The sequence below is a fragment of the Nocardia sp. IFM 10818 genome (genome assembly GCF_054655275.1).
In genome coordinates this window covers 1,604,697-1,623,355 of sequence record NZ_BAAHJH010000001.1, presented here as the reverse complement: position 1 = coordinate 1,623,355, position 18,659 = coordinate 1,604,697, and the positions used below count along the sequence as shown (strand labels likewise).

The 18,659-nt window shown below is 67.8% G+C and carries 17 protein-coding genes; 4 read left to right on the top strand and 13 right to left on the bottom strand.

Going from position 1 to position 18,659, the window contains the following annotated elements; genetic code table 11:
- Positions 1-152: 152 nt before the first annotated feature.
- The gene (locus tag ACYQ5L_RS07185) at positions 153-1,649 is read right to left on the bottom strand and encodes a flavin-containing monooxygenase (RefSeq protein WP_459956454.1); all 1,497 of its coding nucleotides are present in this window, start codon (positions 1,647-1,649) and stop codon (positions 153-155) included.
- A gap of 34 nt (positions 1,650-1,683) precedes the next feature.
- Between ACYQ5L_RS07185 and ACYQ5L_RS07180 the strand changes: the two genes are divergently transcribed.
- Positions 1,684-2,724, top strand: coding sequence for an AraC family transcriptional regulator (locus ACYQ5L_RS07180; protein WP_459956452.1), 1,041 nt, complete (start codon positions 1,684-1,686; stop codon positions 2,722-2,724).
- Positions 2,725-3,032: 308 nt separating this feature from the next.
- On the opposite strand, the gene ACYQ5L_RS07175 is transcribed toward ACYQ5L_RS07180, so the two are convergent.
- Both ACYQ5L_RS07175 and ACYQ5L_RS07170 read right to left on the bottom strand, forming a co-directional pair.
- Entirely contained in the window at positions 3,033-3,839 is an 807-nt protein-coding gene (locus ACYQ5L_RS07175; RefSeq protein WP_459956451.1) for a nuclear transport factor 2 family protein, read from the bottom strand.
- Between the two features lie 43 nt (positions 3,840-3,882).
- Positions 3,883-5,283 (bottom strand): lipase family protein, encoded by a 1,401-nt coding sequence (locus ACYQ5L_RS07170; RefSeq protein ID WP_459956449.1) that lies wholly within the window; start codon positions 5,281-5,283, stop codon positions 3,883-3,885.
- 121 nt (positions 5,284-5,404) lie between these two features.
- Between ACYQ5L_RS07170 and ACYQ5L_RS07165 the strand changes: the two genes are divergently transcribed.
- Positions 5,405-5,950, top strand: coding sequence for a YdcF family protein (locus tag ACYQ5L_RS07165; protein WP_459956447.1), 546 nt, complete (start codon positions 5,405-5,407; stop codon positions 5,948-5,950).
- A 103-nt stretch (positions 5,951-6,053) separates the two neighbouring features.
- Positions 6,054-7,640, top strand: coding sequence for a GMC oxidoreductase (locus ACYQ5L_RS07160; RefSeq protein ID WP_459956445.1), 1,587 nt, complete (start codon positions 6,054-6,056; stop codon positions 7,638-7,640).
- A 3-nt stretch (positions 7,641-7,643) separates the two neighbouring features.
- Here ACYQ5L_RS07160 and ACYQ5L_RS07155 read toward each other — a convergent pair whose 3' ends face one another.
- From ACYQ5L_RS07155 to ACYQ5L_RS07110, 10 genes are all read right to left on the bottom strand, one after another.
- Entirely contained in the window at positions 7,644-9,152 is a 1,509-nt protein-coding gene (locus tag ACYQ5L_RS07155; RefSeq protein WP_459956443.1) for a methionine--tRNA ligase, read from the bottom strand.
- 202 nt (positions 9,153-9,354) lie between these two features.
- Complete coding sequence (locus tag ACYQ5L_RS07150) at positions 9,355-10,014, bottom strand: hypothetical protein (protein ID WP_459956441.1); 660 nt, start codon at positions 10,012-10,014, stop codon at positions 9,355-9,357.
- A 20-nt stretch (positions 10,015-10,034) separates the two neighbouring features.
- Complete coding sequence (locus tag ACYQ5L_RS07145) at positions 10,035-10,991, bottom strand: MlaD family protein (protein ID WP_459956439.1); 957 nt, start codon at positions 10,989-10,991, stop codon at positions 10,035-10,037.
- Positions 10,988-12,124: an MlaD family protein gene (locus ACYQ5L_RS07140; RefSeq protein WP_459956437.1), complete on the bottom strand. Its 1,137-nt coding sequence runs from the start codon at positions 12,122-12,124 to the stop codon at positions 10,988-10,990. Before ACYQ5L_RS07140 ends, ACYQ5L_RS07145 begins: the two co-directional genes overlap by 4 nt.
- Entirely contained in the window at positions 12,121-13,203 is a 1,083-nt protein-coding gene (locus ACYQ5L_RS07135; protein WP_459956435.1) for an MlaD family protein, read from the bottom strand. The genes ACYQ5L_RS07140 and ACYQ5L_RS07135 overlap by 4 nt, the downstream gene beginning before the upstream one ends.
- On the bottom strand, positions 13,203-14,213 hold the full coding sequence (locus ACYQ5L_RS07130) for an MlaD family protein (protein ID WP_459956433.1): 1,011 nt from the start codon (positions 14,211-14,213) through the stop codon (positions 13,203-13,205). Before ACYQ5L_RS07130 ends, ACYQ5L_RS07135 begins: the two co-directional genes overlap by 1 nt.
- On the bottom strand, positions 14,210-15,262 hold the full coding sequence (locus tag ACYQ5L_RS07125) for an MlaD family protein (RefSeq protein WP_459956431.1): 1,053 nt from the start codon (positions 15,260-15,262) through the stop codon (positions 14,210-14,212). The genes ACYQ5L_RS07130 and ACYQ5L_RS07125 overlap by 4 nt, the downstream gene beginning before the upstream one ends.
- Positions 15,259-16,287, bottom strand: coding sequence for an MlaD family protein (locus tag ACYQ5L_RS07120; RefSeq protein ID WP_459956429.1), 1,029 nt, complete (start codon positions 16,285-16,287; stop codon positions 15,259-15,261). Before ACYQ5L_RS07120 ends, ACYQ5L_RS07125 begins: the two co-directional genes overlap by 4 nt.
- Before the next feature lie 3 nt (positions 16,288-16,290).
- Positions 16,291-17,154 carry an ABC transporter permease gene (locus tag ACYQ5L_RS07115; RefSeq protein ID WP_379202103.1) on the bottom strand — a complete coding sequence of 288 codons (864 nt, stop codon included), beginning with the start codon at positions 17,152-17,154 and terminating at the stop codon, positions 16,291-16,293.
- Positions 17,154-17,996 carry an MlaE family ABC transporter permease gene (locus tag ACYQ5L_RS07110; protein ID WP_379202101.1) on the bottom strand — a complete coding sequence of 281 codons (843 nt, stop codon included), beginning with the start codon at positions 17,994-17,996 and terminating at the stop codon, positions 17,154-17,156. The genes ACYQ5L_RS07115 and ACYQ5L_RS07110 overlap by 1 nt, the downstream gene beginning before the upstream one ends.
- Positions 17,997-18,432: 436 nt before the next feature.
- On the opposite strand from ACYQ5L_RS07110, the gene ACYQ5L_RS07105 reads away from it, so the two are divergent.
- Complete coding sequence (locus ACYQ5L_RS07105) at positions 18,433-18,648, top strand: nuclear transport factor 2 family protein (RefSeq protein ID WP_459956427.1); 216 nt, start codon at positions 18,433-18,435, stop codon at positions 18,646-18,648.
- The last annotated feature ends 11 nt before the right edge of the window (positions 18,649-18,659 follow it).

Genomic DNA, 18,659 nt, shown 5'->3' with positions numbered 1-18,659 from the left:
GGCCGACCCACAACAGCCCCGGGCGACCGCTCCTCGGCAACGTGCCGGCGTCAGCCTGGCACGCGGAGGCGCGCGGGTAAACCACCGCGCGAACTTCGCGCACCCGGCTCCAGCGTGTCGCGTTCGGGACGAAGGGCTGCGGCCGATGCGCGTCAGACCCGCTGCAGCGGCTTGGCCGCGCGCACCGGCCGCAGCGTCCGGCTCAGATTGGTGCGCATGGTCGTGGCCGCGTCGAGCACGTAGTTCTGCCGCACCCGCCACGGTCGCCGATCGCCCTGACGGGGGAACGCCGCGATCGAGCGCTGAATGTATCCCGAGGCCAGATCCAGCAGCGGCCGCTCGTCCAGGGCGCGATCGGGCTGCGGCGCCACCGCGGCGTAGCCATTGCGGTCCATGTACCCGAGCACCCGGCAGACCAGCCGCGAGCTGAGATCGGCGCGCAGCGTCCAGGACGCATTGGTGTAGCCGATGCACACCGCGAAATTGGGGACGCCGGTGATCATGGTGCCCTGCCAGACGAATTCCTCGTTCAGCCGCACGGGCGTGCCGTCGACGGTCAGCTCGATGCCGCCGAAGGCCAGCAATTGCAGTCCGGTGGCGGTGACGACCACGTCCGCCGCCAGCACCTTGCCGGACTGCAACCGGATACCCTCCGGCACAAAGGTTTCGATGTGATCGGTGACCACCTCGGCCTTGCCCTTGCGCATGGCCTTGAAGAAATCCGCGTCCGGCGCCGCGCACAGCCGCTGATCCCACGGATCGTAATCCGGGGTGAAATGCTCGGCCACCAGCGCCGGATCCTTCAGGATGCGGGTGGTGAGCCCGGTGAGCATCTTGCGCGCGGCCGCCGGGCGACGCCGGCAGTACTGGTAGAAGCCCACATTGAACAGGATGTTCTTGGTGCGGATCACCGTGTGCGCCAGTTCCGGCGGCAGCAGCTCGCGAATCCGGTCGGCGAGCTTGTCGCGGCCGGGGACGGCGGAGATCCAGGTGGGGCTGCGCTGCAGCATGGTCACCCGCTCGGCCTGTTCGGCCATGGCGGGCACCAGCGTCACCGCGGTCGCGCCGCTGCCGATGATCACGACCTGCTTGCCGGCGTAATCCAGGTCCTCCGGCCAGAATTGCGGGTGCACGACGGCGCCGGTGAACTCGCCGATGCCCGGGAACTCCGGTTCGTAGCCGCGGTCGTAGTCGTAGTAGCCCGCGCACGAATAGAGGAAGCCACAGGTCAGCGCGCGCTCCTCGACGCCGTCCGGGGTGCGCACCGCGAGCGTGAGCGTCCACCGGGCCGCGGCGCTGTCCCATTCCGCCGCAATCACTTTGGTCCCGTAGCGAATATGCCGGTCGATGCCGTTCTCGGTCGCCGTCTCGGTGATGTACCGCAGGATCGACGGCCCGTCGGCAATGGACTTGGCATCGCGCCACGGCTTGAACGGATAACCGAGGGTGAACATGTCCGAGTCCGAGCGAATACCGGGATACCGGAACAGATCCCAGGTGCCGCCGAGCGCGTCGCGCGCCTCGAGAATCGCGTAGCTGCGGCCCGGATGTTCGGTGTGCAGGCGGTAGGCCGCGCCGATGCCGGAGAGCCCGGCTCCGACGATCACGACATCGAGGTGTTCGGTGCTGACGGGAGTCGCGGAGCTCATGATCTCCAGTCTCGGCCGGTCATGGGCGCCATTCTTGACTCTGCGCGACAAGTATTTGATCCTGGACGACATGTCGGTGATCAGGTCCGCGGGCCTGCGCGGCTTCCGCGCCACGGTGGCCGAACTGGGCGGCAATGCCGAGGAGTTCGCCGCCGCCTGCGGTCTGCCCGTCGCCGCCCTCGACGCCGACGATCTGCTCGTTTCCGATCACGCGGTGGCCGCGGTGCTCGAACTCGCCGCGCACCGGCTGCACTGCCCGGATCTGGGCCTGCGCACCTCCCTGCGCCAGGATCTGGCCATGCTCGGATCGCTCGCGCTCGCCATCCGCAACTCGCCGACCCTGGCGCACGTCCTGGAGTGCACCTCCCGCTACCTGTTCGTGCACGCCCGCGCGCTGAGCCTGACCATGGTGCCGGATCCGTACGGCGATCGCGGCGTGATCGCCCTGCGATACGGCGTCACCGCGCCCGGGGAGCCGACACCGGTGCAGGGCACCGATCTCGGATTGGCGTTCGTGCACCACACCATTCAGCTGCTCGCCGAGGACCGGTACGGGCTGCGCTCGGTCGAACTGCCGTACCGGCCCGTCGCGCCCATCCGGGTGTACGAGGAATTCTTCGGCGCGCCAGTGCGAATCGAACGCCCGGCCGCGCTGCTGCGGGTGCCGAGCACGCTGGCCACCCGCCCGCTGTCCGGCGCCGACGAGAACCTGCACCGGCTCGCCATGGCCTTCCTGGCGCAGCAGTCCGGCGGCGCGGCCCAGGCCCTCGCGCCGCGGGTGCGGGGGACCCTGCAGAAGCTGCTAGGCACCACCGCGCCCGAAATCGGCGCCGTGGCACGTCTTCTCACCATCCACCCGCGCACCCTGCAACGCCGGCTGGCGGCCGAGGGCACCTCCTTCGCCGCCCTGCTCGACGAGGTGCGCCGCGGGGAGGCGCATCGCTATCTGACCACCACCGATATGCCCATGAGCCAGGTGGCCTCGCTGCTCGGGCTCGCGGAACAGTCCGTTTTCACTCGCTGCTGTCAGCGCTGGTGGGGCACAACGCCCTCCGCCGTCCGTAACGGCGGCTGATCCGATACGGCAGTCCCCACAAGGAGTTTGCGGGTTGCCCGCGTGTCGGTCCGGGCGTGTATTCGATCATGGGAGCAGGATGGGCGTGGTGATAGCCGAATGCCCCTCCTGCAGTTGGCCCTCCCCGACGGCCGTGTCCTCGCACCGCTCCGTGCAGTACATGCGATGTGTGTGCGGGCAATGGCTGATCACCCTGCACGGCAAGGTCGTCGGCGCGGCCGGGGGTAGCACCTTCAGCGGCACCGATCCGCTGGCGCGGATCGCCGGGGTGCGAGATTAGTCCGGTGCGCGGTTAGCGCCGCGCCCGGTCAGCTCGTCGGCACGAAGATTCGCACGGCCTCGATGCGCGTGCCGTGATCGGCGAAATCCAGCTGGGCGATGCCGCGGCCCTTGCCGGTCTCCACGCTCGCGGTGACGTGGCGGCCCGCCGCGATGGGCTTGTGCCAGCGCAGCCCCTTGGCGCGGGTGGTGAAGTCCTCCAGCGACATCGGATCACCGGTCGCCCAGCGCAATTGCGGGACCGGGGCCAGATCGGCGCGCGCCGTCGAGACCTCGCCGCGCCCCACCGCGTCCAGCAGCCGCCCCGCCGCCGCCTTGCCCGCGGCGCCGACCCCGCGCATGCCCCGCAGGAATCCCACCGCGCCGCCGACGCCTTGATTTCCGAGCAGCTGCGGCCCCAGCCTGGCCCCGGCCAGCAGCCCCTGCGCACCGGAGCCCAGCAGCTGCCCGATCATGCCGGGCAGCTCCCAATGCGCCCGCAGCGCATCGATTCTCAGCGCGCCGTCCACCTCGGCCAGGTCGTAGCGCAGATGCATGGGCACCCGCAGGGTGACCCCGGTGGACATGGTGGTGGCGATGGTCAGATCCCGGAACACCGTCATGCCGCACACCACGTCCCGGTCCACCTCGAACGCGATGCCATTGGGCGCGATGAAGGTGTCGTAGAACCTGTCGATGGCGGCTCGCCCGATATGCGGCCGCGAGCCGACCGGATCCTCGACGCTGCCGTGCTCGGCGAACAGACCGACCCAGGCGGCCTTGTCGTGCACGCCCACCGCGCGCGGGGAGGCTTCGACGGTCGCCAGCAGTTCGGCGGCGGTGGGATGCGCGGGCACGGTGACCTCCAGGTGGTGAAGCGAGCGCGCGCGATGTTACCGGCTATTTCACGCCGATGGGCTTACCGAAGAAGGACGCGAAGGTCTCGCCGAAGGTGGACGCCAGCAGGGCGGTGCCGTTCGGATCCAGGGCCAGCCAGCCCGCATCGGTGATCGAGCAGCCCTGTTGCGCCGGAATGCCTTCGAGGCGATCGCGCATCCAGAGCATGGCCGGACCGGCGCCGGAGATCTCGGTGGCGACGTGCTCGCCGAAATGCTCGCGCGTGTATTGCACGCTCGCCGAGGGGTTTCGGCAGTAGGTGTCGACCAGGGTGTTGACCTGTCCGACCGGGATGATCTCGTCCGGATTGGCATTCCAGATGTAGAGGGGCATATCCGGGACGGCCTTGCCCATGCGGGTCCTGTCGATCACGTCGACCACGGCCGGATGGTGCATGGGATCGCCGGGGACGCGCAGCATGCCCTTCAGATTCAGGAACGGCAGCAGCGAGGAGACGTACTGCACGCACAGACCGCTCTGCACGAAGGACAGGCCCTTGCCGAGCAGGTCCATGTTCTCGTTCACGAAGCGCGCGAAATCCGGGTACTCGCGGGTGAGGCCATTGACCGCGGCGAGCACCAGACCGGAAGTGGCCTGACCGTTGGCGACATTCAGGACGACGCCCAGATCGGCGGGCACACCGCCTTCGGCCGCGGCGACGATATTCAGTTCCGGGGCGTAGGACTGCTTCAGCTCCGCCGCGTGACCGGTGACGATCGCGCCGCCCGAATAGCCGTACATGCCGATCCGGGTGTGCTCGGCCAGGCGCATGGGCTCGAAGGCGGTGGCGGCGCGAATGCCGTCGAGGGTGATGCGGGCGCCCAGCGGACCGGCGGCATAGGCATTGCCGAGGCCCTGGTGATCCGGAATCACCACGCCCCAGCCCTGTTGGAGCGCGCCCTGGGAAATGATGAATTCGGCGGGCACCACGATCTGGCCCGCGAACGGCGCGATCGACCACTGCTGCACCGCATAGGAGGGGGCGCAGTATCCGGCCAGCGAGTCCTCCGCGATCTGCATCGAGACCAGTTTGTCCGGCGCCGAACCGCGCGGCTTGAGCACGGTGGCCACAGCGGGGATGGCCTCGTCGCGGCTGTTGTTCGAGCGGTAGGACAGCTGCCAGGCGTCCACATTGAGCGGAATCAGGCCGAAGTTGGCGACGTTCACCTGCCGGGCGGCGATGATCTCGCCCGGGGCCTTGCTCGCCACCAGCTCCGGGGACGGGTTGTAGAAGGCCGGGTCCAGTTCCTGGGGCACCGGGATCGGGGCCGCGGGCTGCACCGGAACCGGCTCGTCCGCGCTCGCCGTGGACGGCAGCAGGACCGCCGTCGCCATCATCGCCATTGCGGCCGCTGCGATTCCGGACCGCAGCACGGCCTGCCGGCGCGCCGTATTCCGCCTCATCAAGTCCCCGTACCCTCCACATCAATGTGAGACCACTTCGTCTCACACGGTGCGCAGACTATTGCACGACAGTGACCTGGATCGCAATAGCCGGATTTGCCTCGCCGGTAGCTTCGACCATGTGTCCCGGTATCCACGCATCGTCGCCGTCGTCGCGACCCTGACGCTGCTGATCGCCGGCCTCGGGTTCGCGGGCCTGCCGGTCTTCGTGCATCCGCAGGTCGATCCGCTGCGCCCGGCCGATGCCATCGTGGTGCTGGGCGGCACGGCCTACGAGCGGTTCGATCTCGGACTGGATCTGGCACGGCGCGGACTGGCGCCGGAATTGGTGATCTCGCGCTCCACCGGCGCGGACGATCACGTCATGGACCGCTATTGCGCGGGGGATTTCGACTTCGCGGTCTCGTGTTTCGTGCCGGATCCGTGGACCACCCAGGGCGAGGCGCGCGAAATCGGGCGGCGGGCGAAAGCCCGGGGCTGGCGCCACCTCATCGTGGTGACGAATACGCCGCATGTATCCCGCGCACGATACATCGTGGGGCGGTGCTTCGACGGGGAATTGACGATGGTCGCGAGCCCCAGCGATTCGGGTCTCGCGTTCTGGGCGTGGATGTATGTAAGGCAGTCCGCCGGTTACCTGCGGGCGTTTCTGCAACCCGGATGCTGAAGCCGAAAGTTGGGCACCATAAACGCAATTGAGGGTTAGGATGAGCGCGGGCAAGGGTAGCGCGTCTGTCTCGGGGGTGGATGCGGGTGCGGAAGGATTTCCGGTGCGTATCGACGACCTGAGTGCCGTACGGGACACCGATCTCGTGGCCGACGTGTGCATAATCGGCTCCGGTCCGGCGGGGCTGACCATCGCCACCGAACTGGCGGGTAGCCGACTACGCGTGCTGGTGCTCGAGAGCGGGGGGCTCGAACTCGCGCCGCACACCGAGGAACTCAACGATATCGACAATGTCGGCGCACCCCGCGCGATGCCGTACAGCAACGCGCGCAACAGAATTCTGGGCGGCAGCTCGCAGACCTGGAGCGGGCGGTGCGCACCGCTGGACGAGCTGGACTACGCCGTGCGGGACTGGGTGCCGTGCTCGGGCTGGCCCATCGGGTATGCCACGGTGGAGCCGTATCTGAACAGGGCCGCAACGCATTTGGGGCTCGGATACGGCGGGGGGTACACCGGCGACCGGTTCTGGGAACTGGCCAGTCGGACGCCACCGGTCCAGGATCTGGACCGGCGCTGGCTGCGGCCGTACTTCTGGCAGATCAGCAAGGATCCGGCGGACCCATTCGACAGCAAACGCTTCGGCGCGCATGTCGCCGGAATACCCGCGGATAATGTCCGGATTATTGTCAACGCCACCGTGACCCATATCGATACGAATCCACAGGGAACACATGTGGAATCATTGCGGCTCGTCGATGCGGAAGGGGCCTCCCGCATCGCCCGATCGACGCGAATTGTATTGGCCACCGGCGGAATAGAAAACGCACGCCTATTGCTGGCCTCGAATCGAATCGTGCCCGCCGGCGTCGGAAATGCCCATGATGTGGTCGGCCGCTACCTGCTCGACCACCGCTGCGGCGTCGTGGGCACCCTCGACCCGCTGACCTCCGCCGAAGCGCGCGACCGGTTCGGCAAATACGTAGTCAAATCCCGCACCGGAAAACACACCTTCCTGCACGGCGTGGCCCTCTCCCCCGAACTACAAGCGGCCGAGGGACTTCTCAACTGCGCCTTGTGGATTCAAGAAGTCCCCGCCCACGACGACCCCTGGGAAGCGGTCAAGAACCTCCTGCGCGGCCACCTCACCGCGCACGACGCCCGCACCGTGGTCGCCAATCCCGGCCTGCTCCTGGCCGGCGCCAAACGCCGCCTCATCGACCGCACCGGCCTGCCCCGCAAGCTCGAGCACGTCGAACTCCGCTGCATGGTCGAACAAGCCCCCCACCCCGACAGCCGAATCACCCTGAGCGACAAGGTGGACCGCCTGGGCATCCCGCTGGCCCGCGTCGACTGGAAACTCAGTCCCCTCGAGGACGCCACCGTCCGCCGCGCCGCCGCCCTCGTGGCCGGTGAATTCGCCCGCCTCGGCTTCACCCCGCCCGAACTCCACGAATGGGTCCGCGAGGCCAGCCTCCTCCCCGCCCACCTCACCGACTGGGCCCACCCCACCGGCTCCACCCGCATGTCCGCCGACCCCCGCACCGGTGTGGTCGACTCCGACTGCCGCGTCCACGACATCGACAACCTCTACATAGCGGGCAGTTCGGTCTTCCCCACCAATGGCCACGCCAACCCCACTCTCACCATTGTCGCGCTGGCCATCCGGCTGGCAGATCATCTGCGCCGCTGAGGATTACCGGCCATCGAGCCTGGGCTGGATCGGCCGCGGCGACGGCAGTACACCCGCGCGCGGGGTGCATTGCTCGGTGATGCGGGCCGCGAGATCCGGCAGGAACGGCGTCAGCGCCCCGGCGAGGGCGTGACAGGCCCGTACCAGGGTGGCGAGAACAGTATCCAGTGCGGCGCGTTCACCGCCCTGGCATTCCGGGGCGGCGAGTTCCCATGGCCGAACCAGTTGGATGTAGCGGTTGGCCGCCACCGCGATGGCCCAGACCGCGCCCGTCGCGCGGCGAAAGTCGAAGTCGGCGAGCGCGGTATCGACGCCTGCGCCGACCTCGTCGATGGCACGTCGCAGATCGTCCGCTCGCGGATCGGGTACGCCCGGCTCGGGTGGACGGCCGTTCCGATAGCGATGCACCAAACCCAGCGTGCGATTGACCAGATTGCCTATGCCATTGGCTAGTTCGGTATCGGCGCGGTGTACGAGGCGTTCGACGGTGAAGTCGACCTCGCCAACGCGAGGAGGCTCGCGCAGCAGCCACCAGCGGACCGCATCGGCGCCGTACCGGTCGACGAGTTCGGCCGGGTCGATGGCGTTCCCCGCGGACTTGCTGATCTTGCGGCCGTCGACGGTGAGGTAGTCGTGCACGTGGATGTGCGTGGGCAGGGACTGGCAGGCCGACAGCAGGATCGCCGGCCAGTACACGGCATGGAAGCGGATGACGCCCTTGCCGACCAGGTGAATTCGCTGATCGGCGTCGGTCCACCAGCGCCGCACGTCCTCGCCCTCGCTGCCGTACTTCAGCGCGGTCAGGTAATTGCCCAGCGCATCCCACCAGACATAGATCACCTGATCCGGGTCGCCGGGAACCGGAATGCCCCAGCCGCGAGCCCTGCCGATGGAACGGGACACCGAGAAGTCCGCCAGCCCATCGGCAATGAAGGCCAATACCTCGTTGCGGCGTTCGGCGGGCTCGATCCGAATGACGTCCGAGGTGATCAGCTCGCGCAGCTCGCCGGCATAGCGGGACAGCCGGAAGAACCAGTTGATCTCCGAAATCCGTTGCGGCTCGGTGTCATGCTCGCGGCATCGCCCGCCGACGAGTTCCGCCGGTGTGTAGAACTGTTCGCAGCCGACGCAATACAGGCCGTCGTAGTGCTTCCGGTAGAGATCGCCCGCGGCGGCGCAGGCCCGCCACAGCTCCTGCACGCCCGGCCGGTGACGGGCATCGCTGCCGGTGTGGAGTACATCGTCGACCGATAGGGACAACGGCCCGGATAAGGCGGTGAAGGCGGCGGCATTCGCGGCGACGAACTCCCCTACGCCGAGACCGGCCCGCTCCGCGGCCAGCACGTTCTTCAGCGAATTGTCGTCGGTGCCGGTCTGGAATCGCACCTGCGCGCCGCGGGCGCGATGGTGGCGGGCGAGCGCATCGGCCTGCACGAGTTCGAGCACGAAACCGAGGTGTGGGCGCGCGTTGACGTAGGGGATGGTGGTGGTGATGTAGGTATGCGTGGTCATCGGAATCTCCGGAAGTCGGGGGCTCCGATCGCCGATATGAATCGAGGCCCCGTGTGAACAGGGCCTCGAAACATCCGTTCGCGCAGCGTCAATGGCCCCGAGAGCGGGGCGTCATCGCGGCACGGACGAATGCGGTCATGCTGAGAATGCTATCCGGAGAGCCGATTCGGAGCCGCTGATTTTCCAGCGGTCGGCCCTACTGTCACTGCTTGGGAAGAGCCAGGTTCATGCCGCCCACATCGGCGACCTTCCAGCCGTTGGCGGGGTCCACGGTCACGTTGTAGGTGACAGTGGTCTGGACGCCTTCGGGGTTCTGGGCGTTGGTGGAGGTGACGTTCAGGAAAACGTTGACCTGGTAGACGCCATTGTCGTGACCCACGACCTTGGCGGTCACCGGGGTCGCGGAGGAGGTCCACTTCAGCGGGACCAGGATTTCCTGGAGCTTCGGGGCCGTGGCGTCGAACTTGTTGGCCAGGGTGGGGGTGGTGTTGGCCTTCAGGCGGGCGGTCCAGGAGTTCAGGTCGGAGAAGTTGATATTGGAGGCGCCGACGGAGTAGTCGGTGGCCACCTGTTCGGCGTGCTGCTCGTCGGCGGCCTTGGCGTCGCGGTCGGAGAGTTCGCCGCGGGCGGACAGCCACAGGGTTGTGGTCGCGACCAACGCGCCGACCAGGAGGACGGCGGCGGCCGCGAAGGCCAGGGTGGAGAGCTTGAGCTGAACCGTCTTCGGGGTCGGCTCCTGGGTCGCAGCGGCGGGCGCGGCCTTGGCGAACTCGACCTTGGGGGCCGCGGCAGCGGGCTCGGGGGCGGAGACGGCGGCGGCCTCCGCGTCGACCGCGGACTTCGGATCGGCGTCGTTGGACATCTGCGTTCTCCTTCTGGGACTTACTTGACGTTGACCTGCACACGGACGGCACCGTCGCCGGTGCTGGCCAGTGCTTGCGAGATCAGGGAGCTGATATCGATCTGGGGGGCCGAGGTGCGGGCCGCGTCGACGAGCGGCTGCAGTTGGGGGGCCAGGGTCTTCAGTTCGGGTCCGGCCTGCTGCAACCAGTCGGTCAGCCTCGCCAGGAATGTGGCCAGTCCGTTGCCGTCGACATATGCCTCGGGTCCGGGGGCCGCGTCGACGAGTCTACCGACTGCTGCGACCAGGTCATTGAGAGACTGCGCGAACTGGACGAATGCGGGGGCGGCCGCGGCGGTGGCTTCGGGGATGCCGTCCATATTCATGGCGGTCGCCTGGAAGCTGTTCAGTAGCTGTGCGATTTTGGGTTCGCGGCTCATGATGGCGGCGGCCAGCAGGTCGCCGGCGCGGGTGAGCGGGGGCATGGCGGATTCGGTGTCGTCGAAGGCCGCGCCCAGGGTGCTCGCCAGGGAGGCGGCCACCTTCGGGTCGAGCTGGTTCATGACCTGATTGACCAGGCGGGACACCTCGGGGATGGACAGCGGCGACTTCACCGCCGAGGTATCGAGCCGCTGGCCGTCGGTGAGGTACGGGCCATTGCCGGTTTTGGGGCGGAACTCCACGTAGGGCTCGCCGAGGGCGGAGAGCTGCTCGATGCTGATGACGCTGTCGGTGGGCACCTTGCGGTCGGCGTCCACGCGGAAGCCGACCTCGACGCCGCGGGCGGTGCTGTCCACCGAGGTGATCTTGCCGATCTTCATACCGGTCAACAGGATCGGCGAACCCACGCTCAGACCGCCGGAGTTGGCCAGCACCATGGAGGCATTGGTGTACTCGGCGAAGGGATCCGCGCGCACCACGCCGAAGGTCAGATAGCTCGCGCCCACCACGGTGACGGCTGCGATACCGCCCAAGGAGGCAAGGGAACCCCACTTCATCGCACGGCTCCGATCATGCGCAGGGTGGAAAGAATGCTGCCGACCTGATCGTCACGAGAGACCGAATCCACCTTGACGCCGGTGACATTGACCTTCGGGCCCTGTTCCACGAACGGGATCAGCTTGTCCCGCAACAGCGAAACCAGCAGCATCAGATTCGACGACTGCGACAGGTCCAGCGGACTACCCGAGAAGGCCAGCGGCACGAAGGCTTTCGCCGCCGCGTCCCCGGAGGTGGCGATGGGGGCCAGCCAGGTCAGCGAACCGCCGAGCTGGCCCAGGACGGCGAAGATCTGGGTGACGCCCGCGATCGAGTGAGCGATGCCGGCCATGGCGTCCACCGATTCCTGGCTCAGCTGATGGTCCAGGAAGTCGGCGCGGTCGTGCAGCACCTGCGCATTGACCGCCAGGCCGTTCAGCAGCGAATCCACATCGTCGAGATTGGCGGCCAGATCCACGGCATTGGCCGCCGCGTTCTGCGCGATCCGCTTGGTCTCGTCCGGATCCTGCGGCAGCACCGCATTGAACCGATTGATGATGTCCTGCAACTGATTCACGGCGCCGCCCTGGGTGAAGGCGGCCAGCGCGGCCATGGTGTCCTCGAGCTGCACCGCCGGGCGCGTGCGCTCCTGAGCGATGGTCCCGCCGTCGGACAGCAGCGCGCCGAAACCGTCGGGCGGGGTGGTCAGCGCCAGATGGATATCGCCGAGCACGGTGTTCTGCCGCAGCTCGGCAATGGTCGTCGCGGGCAACTGCACCTTGTCCGAGATATCGGCGTCGACGACCACATACCCACCGCGCCCACCGGACTTGGACGCCTCCACCACGCGCACCCCGGCCACCGAGCCGACCTGCGCGCCATTGGCGATGACCTTCGCGCGCGCAGGCAGATTCAGCACATTGCCGAACTCGATGTGAATGCGGTAGGTCGGTCCCGACACCGTGGTGCCGGGCACCGGCACCGACGACGGATCGAACGAGCACGCACCGGTCCCGGCCAGCAGCCCGGCCGCCAGCACCGCCGCACCGGCACGCCGAGCCATCGCGCGGCGCACCCGTCGAGCGGGCGCGACGGCCGGTCGCGCGGCCACGGTCCCCGCCTCGATCGTGAACTCCCAGCGTCCAATTCTCATCGCGCACCTGCCATTCCGAGCACCAGGGGCACCAGCGGGACGTTCACCATGCCGTCGGCGGCATCGGTGCAGGATCCCGGCGTCAGCGCGTTCACGGCCGCGCACACCTGTTCGGCCTGCGGCGCGGGCAGCGCGGCGCGCGGGGACGCGTAGCCCACGCCGTCGCCCATGACGGACTTCGCGGCATTGGTCAGCACCGGCAGCTTGAGCATGATCTCCGACAGCGAGCCGACATTGGCGCGCAGCAATCGCACCAGTGGCAGCGTGTCATCGAGCGCCCGCATGATCGGGTCACCGGCAATGGTCACCAGATCGTTGAGCATCGGCAGGGCCTGACCCAGCCGGTCGATCAATTCCGCACCGGGACCGAGCAATTCGGTGCTGGCATTCTCCAGCGCGGGCGCCAGGCGCAGCAGCATGGAGCGCAGATCGCCCCAGTGCTGTTCCACCTTCTCACCCACCGAGGCGAAGGCATCGAAGATCCCCGCCAGATGGGCGATATCGGCATCCGGCTGCGACAGCGCGGAACCCAGCTTCTTGACGATCGCATTGATCTGCGGGCCCGCACCGGCCGTGGCCGCATCCAATCCGGCCAGGCCGCGCGCGATCGCATCGGGAGCCTGGGCCGCCTGCAATTCCGAGGACAGGTCCGCGAGCGCGGTCAGCGTCTCGGTAATGCTCTTGGGCGTCAGGGTTTTGGTGATCGGCCGCGCCGGATCCCAGCGCTCCAGATTCTTGCCGCTGAACAGGATCGCCAGATTCCGGTCCGCCACAATCGAATCGGAGACCGTGGTCGCCGCCGCGTCGGCGTACACCGGATATTGGGCATCCACCGAGAAGCCGACCTTGACCTTGGCGCCCTCGGATTCGATGGAATCCACGGTGCCCACCGGGATCCCCCGCATGGTCACCTTGTTGCCCACGTACAGGCCCACCGCGTCCGGCATGAGCGCGGTATAGGACTCGGTCTTCTTCATGGGGTCGAAGTAGATGACGTAGCCGACCACCGCCAGCACGGCCACCAGCACCGCGCCCGCGACCGACATGAACCACTGCGAGCCGAGCATGCGCTTGAGCATCAGCAGTCCTTTCCGGGCACCGGCACGCACACCTGCGGCACGGTCACCGTCTGCTGGGACTGGTCGATGGTCACGCCGCCCTCGGGAATCACCAGCGCGGACAGCTTCTGCTGCAGGCCGTGCGCCGCATCGAGGGTCGGCTGGAACTTGGCGCCGAGCTGCTCCAATTGCGTGATGGCCCCGTCGATCACGGGCTTCAGCGTGTCCCAGGTGGGCTGTGCGCCCCCGAGCCGGCCGACCACATCGCTGAGCAGCCGGATGGCCTCGGCCATTTCGGTGTGCTTGTCGTCGAGCACGGTGACCAGCAGGTTGGCATTGTCCATGAGCCGGCCCAGATCGGTCTTCGCGCCGTCGTACATGGTCACGTACTCGTCGGCCACCGAGATGGCATTGGACACCTGGGTGTGCTGGCGATCCAGCGCGTCCACATAGGTGGCGACCGTCTGCAGGGTGGTGCGCAGGCTCTCCGGGGCGGCTTCGAGGGAACTGCCGAGCGCGGACAGATTGCGGTTCAAGGTGGTTCCGTCGATGGCGGCCAGCGGTGCGGCGGCATCCTGGAAGGTCTGGGTGAGGCTGTAGGGCAGCCGCACCCGGTCCATCGGAATGGCGTCGTCCCCCAGCGGCTTCTCACCGGCCGGGAACACCGACACGTAGTGACCGCCGACAATGGTGAGCATGCGGATGTCCAGGGAGGTCTGATCCCCCAGGAACACATTGGAATTCACGGTGAAGCGCATGACCACCCGGTCCGGCTTCAGCTCGAGGGATTTCACCTCGCCGACGGAGATCCCGGCGATGCGCACATCGTCCCCGGCCTTCACCGACTGCGCCTCGGACAGTTCCGCGGTGTAGGTCTGCTTGCCGAACGGCACCACGAACAGCACCCCGGCCGCGAGCAGCACCACGCCCACCAGCACCGCGCCGACAATGCCGCGCCGCAGTTCCCGCTTCTTGCGGGTGGCGTCGTCGATGACCCGGTCGTCGCGAACCAGGAAGCGGGGCAATCTCATCCGTTGCATATCGCCACCCGCTGTCCCTGCACCAGCACGCCGATCACCGGCGGCACCTCCGCATTCCCCTTGCTGCACACCGGCTTCCAGCCGCTGGCATTGGCCGGCAGCGAGGCATCGGCGGCGGCCAGCACCGCGGGCAGCCTGCCGAAGACCTCGAGGGCCTCCTGGGCATCGGGGAAGATCTTGCGGATCAACGCGTCCACATCGCTGCCGCTGGTGATGCCGAGGGTGCGCAGCAGGCTGTCCACCGGCCCCAGCACCGACGGCGCGGTCATGGCGAACTGCGCCAGCCCGCCGATATTCGCCTGCAGCGCTTCGAAGATATCGGTGAGCTGCTTCAGCAGCGGCACCAGGTAGTGCACCCGCCCGCTGAGCCGGTCGTCCAGGTCCGACATGTTCCTGATGAGCGTGCCGATCACCTGCTGCCGGTTCTCCGCATAGGAGGCCAGCTTGCCGATGGCGTCCATGGCCGGTCCCACACCGCTGCCGTCGCCCTCGATCAAAGCGACCATGCTGGCGCTGAATTGGTTGATGGCCTCCGGAGAAACGGTGGCCAGCACCGGCTTCAGGCCGTTGAACAGGCTGGTCACATCGAATGACGGCACCGTGCGGTCGATCCCGATGCGCGCGTCCGCCGCGATCCGGTTTCCGGGCGTCGGCTGCTGCTGCAAGTCGATGTACCGCTGCCCGGTGAGGTTCTGGTACCGGATGGCCAGCGTGGAATTGTCGTAGATGGGCGCATCGGTCTTGACCGACAGGCGAACTCGCGCGTTCACCCCGTCCAGCTCGATGCCCTTCACCTTGCCGACCTGCACGCCGTACATGCGCACGTCATCGCCGACCTTGAGCCCGTTGGCATCGGTGAACAGCGCGTCGTGGCTCTCGGTATCCCCGGATACCGGCCGCTGGATCGCGGTGAGCACCAGCATGAGCACCACCACGATCACCGCGCCGAACAACCCCAGCCGCCAAGCCGCCGCTTTGACACGCCCACCCGTCGCCCGACCGCCACCCCCCATGGAATCGCTGCGCGATGCTGCGTTCAACTCACACCTCCCAGCAGCGGCACCGCGACAGCGGGCACGCCCCGCAGATCCACTTCGAGATTCAGCACCGGCCCCTGCCCGTTGTCCGGCATGGCCGAGCGCAGATTGTGCAGCAGCGCGGTCAATTCGGCCGCGGACTGCTGCGGCCGCGGCACCATCTGCGCCAGCAGGGCCAGCAGCGGCGCGAGCATGTCGGTGAAGCCGGACAGCTCGTTGCCGGCGGTGCCCAGCGTGCCCGCCAGCACCGGCAGCAGCTGCCCGGTGACCAGCGACAACCGCTCATCGAAGCCGTCCCGATCCTGCTGCAAGCGCTGCAGGCTGCGGATCATGTCCACCACCTGCACGGTCGCGCCCGCGAACCGGCCGCCGCCATCGAAGGCCGGACCCAACTCGCCGAACAGCTCCGACATCGGCATCTTCTGGTTCTCGGTGACCGTGCGCGCCGCGGTGATGATGGCCTGCGCCAGCGGCGTCAGCGCCTCGGTATCGGCCGCCGCCTGCGCGATGACCGAGGCCATCTGCGGGGTCAGCACCGACCCGCCCACCTGCGACATGCTGCGCAGAATCGAGCCCATGGTGGCGTCGTACACGGCGGCGGCCTTGGCCCCGGTCATATCCAGCACCGCGCCCGCCCGCAGCGGCGCACCGCCGGGCCCGCGCCGCAGCTCGATCTCGCTGATGCCGAACAGGTTCGCGGGCGCGTAATCGACCAGCACCGAATCGTCCACCCCGAACAGCCGGGATTCGTCCAGCCGCAACCCGATGCGCTGGGTGCCGCGCTGATCCGGCTCGATCTCGGTGACCTTGCCGATGAGCACGCCGTTCATCCGCACATCGGTGCCGACCAGCACGCCGTCGCCGATCTGCTCGGTGCGCAGCGAAATCGGCAGTCCGGCCTCGTCTCGCTGCGACCGGTACAGCGACCAGGCCGCGAGCACCGCGACCACCAGCGCGACGGCGACCGCGCCCACCGCCATGGACCGCTTGCGATCCACGGCGACACCGGGCATTCCGTAGTTCGGCATCCCCTACCCCGTAAACGTGATGGCCGAGTTGAAGCCCCACAGCCCGATGGACAGCACCATGTCGAGGGCGATGATGGCGACCGAACTGGCGCGCACCGCCTTACCCGACGCGATGCCGACGCCCTCCGGGCCGCCGGTGGCGAAAAAGCCGTAGTAGCAATGGATGAGGATGACCACCGTCGCGAAGATCGCCACCTTGCCCACCGCGGCGATCACGTCGAAGCCGGAGACGAACTGGAAGAAGTAGTGGTCGTACACGCCCGCCGAGGATCCGTGCACCAGCGTGATCAGGCCGCGGCAGGCCAGATACGACAGGATCAGCGCGATCAGGAAGGTCGGGATGATGGCCACCGCACCGGCCAGCACCCGCGTGGTCACCACGAACGGCACCGAGCGCAGGCCCAGCGATTCGATGGCGTCGATCTCCTCGGAGATGCGCATGGAGCCGATCTCGGCGGTCATGCGGCAGCCCGCCTGCGCGGCGAATCCGATGGCCGCGGCGATCGGCGCCAGCTCCCGCGTGGTCGCGTAGGCCGACACCAGACCCGTCACCGGCCCCATGCCCAGCATGTCCAGCGTGGCGAAGGATTCCACCGCCACCGACGCGCCCATGACCAGCCCCAGCACGATCATCATCGGCACGGTCCCGCCGCCCACGATGATGGAGCCGCGGCCCCAGGTCATATTGGTGATGGCCCGCATGGTCTCGTCCCGATACCGCTTCAGCGTCAGCGGAATCGAGGACAGCACCTGCCAGACGAACGACAGCACGAAGCCCAGGTTCTCCACCCGGCGCAGAATCAGCCCGCGCTTGCGGTAGAAGCGCGCGGCCCAGCCCAGCCCCTTGGGGACGTACGTCGCCGACATCAGGCCAGCCTCGTGGGCAGGAACATGGCGGTGATCTGGGTGGCGATGAGGTTCACGATCACGATGGACACCACCGACAGCACCACCGCGGCGTTCACCGCATCGGCCACCCCGCGCGGGCCGCCCTTGGCCTCCAGGCCGCGCTGGCAGGCGATGATCACCACGATGAAGCCGAAGATGACGGCCTTGAGCAGCGACACCCACACATCGGCGGTGGTGGTGAAGGATCCGAAGGTGGACCAGTAGCTGCCCGGCGTGACGCCCTGACCGCCGATGGCGACCGCGTAGCCGGCCAGCACGCCGACGAAGATGATGAGCACATTGAGCAGCGGCGCCACCACCAGCATGGCCACCATGCGCGGGATCACCAGCCGGTGGATCGGGCTGATGCCCATGGTGTTCAGCGCGTCGATCTCCTCGCGGATGGTGCGCGCGCCGAGATCTGCCGCCAGGGCCGCCGCGCCCGCGCCGCCGAGCAGGAAGCCGGTCGCCAGGGGCGCGCCCTGCTTGATGACGCCGAGCCCGCCGGTCGCGCCGAGCAGCGAATCCGCGCCGAGGGTGTGAATGAGGTTGCCGACCTGCACCGAGACGATGACGCCGAAGGGGATGGCCATCAGGATGGCGGGAATGGCGGTGACCGTGACCAGTCGCCACGCCTGCAGGATGGCTTCCTTCCATTGGAACTGCCCGCGCGCGATATCGCCGACCGTGCCCGCCACCGAGTCCCGGGCGATGCCCGCCGCGCGGCCGAAGGTGCGCAGCGAGGAGACCACCGTGTCGGAGAAGTTGTCGCGCACGATGCGAACAGCAGTGGGTGCGTTCTTCGGAAGGCTCCGGGTCATCGCGGCACTACTTCATCAAGGCGTCGGAATCGACGTCGGGGGACGAGCTTCAAATCATCTTCTCCGTGATCGGCAACACTGCCTGCCATCAAAGCTAATGGTTACTGCCAGTTACAACAAATCGGCTCGAGGTGTGATCGGAGACTCCAAGCTACTGACGGGTACACATCCGCGCAATGCAGGTGAGCCTGACATATTCGCCCGTAGACACGGTTTCTGGAACGTGTTATCAGAGCAGATCGGCTATCAATATGACGTCTGACACTCCTTTGGCGAACTCTCCGCATGAGCGTTCGCGGCGGGTGAGCTATACCTGACCGACCCCCATAGTGAACTGGCAGCAATCCAGAATCGCGCGGGTCAGCCGGGATGTCCGCCAGGGGGGATTCCGCCGAACCCTTCCCCGCGGCGGCGCGCGGCGTGTTCACTGACAACCGTGGATGACACCGTGTCGGAAGTCATGGGCGCGATCGAGGCCGGTGACTGGACGGCGTTCGCGAAACTGGTTCACCCATACGTGCATTGGACCGAAGACGGGCACACCACTCGCGGACGCACCAAGGTCATGGCGCTGCTCGCCGGACGCGGCGGCGCGCAGCCCGCCACGTCGTACGAGAAGCGCGACGGACAGGTCTACCGCTGGAACGCCTGACTCGGCCGCGC

What these genes read in the sequence shown, in the direction of transcription:
- ACYQ5L_RS07145 (WP_459956439.1), bottom strand. Translation starts at nt 10,991, where the DNA reads ATGAAGTGGGGTTCCCTTGCCTCCTTGGGCGGTATCGCAGCCGTCACC.
- ACYQ5L_RS07140 (WP_459956437.1), bottom strand. Translation starts at nt 12,124, where the DNA reads ATGAGAATTGGACGCTGGGAGTTCACGATCGAGGCGGGGACCGTGGCC.
- ACYQ5L_RS07155 (WP_459956443.1), bottom strand. Translation starts at nt 9,152, where the DNA reads ATGACCACGCATACCTACATCACCACCACCATCCCCTACGTCAACGCG.
- ACYQ5L_RS07185 (WP_459956454.1), bottom strand. Translation starts at nt 1,649, where the DNA reads ATGAGCTCCGCGACTCCCGTCAGCACCGAACACCTCGATGTCGTGATC.
- ACYQ5L_RS07170 (WP_459956449.1), bottom strand. Translation starts at nt 5,283, where the DNA reads ATGAGGCGGAATACGGCGCGCCGGCAGGCCGTGCTGCGGTCCGGAATC.
- ACYQ5L_RS07115 (WP_379202103.1), bottom strand. Translation starts at nt 17,154, where the DNA reads ATGTCGGCGACGTACGTCCCCAAGGGGCTGGGCTGGGCCGCGCGCTTC.
- ACYQ5L_RS07120 (WP_459956429.1), bottom strand. Translation starts at nt 16,287, where the DNA reads ATGCCGAACTACGGAATGCCCGGTGTCGCCGTGGATCGCAAGCGGTCC.
- ACYQ5L_RS07150 (WP_459956441.1), bottom strand. Translation starts at nt 10,014, where the DNA reads ATGTCCAACGACGCCGATCCGAAGTCCGCGGTCGACGCGGAGGCCGCC.
- ACYQ5L_RS07110 (WP_379202101.1), bottom strand. Translation starts at nt 17,996, where the DNA reads ATGACCCGGAGCCTTCCGAAGAACGCACCCACTGCTGTTCGCATCGTG.
- ACYQ5L_RS07130 (WP_459956433.1), bottom strand. Translation starts at nt 14,213, where the DNA reads ATGAGATTGCCCCGCTTCCTGGTTCGCGACGACCGGGTCATCGACGAC.
- ACYQ5L_RS07135 (WP_459956435.1), bottom strand. Translation starts at nt 13,203, where the DNA reads ATGCTCAAGCGCATGCTCGGCTCGCAGTGGTTCATGTCGGTCGCGGGC.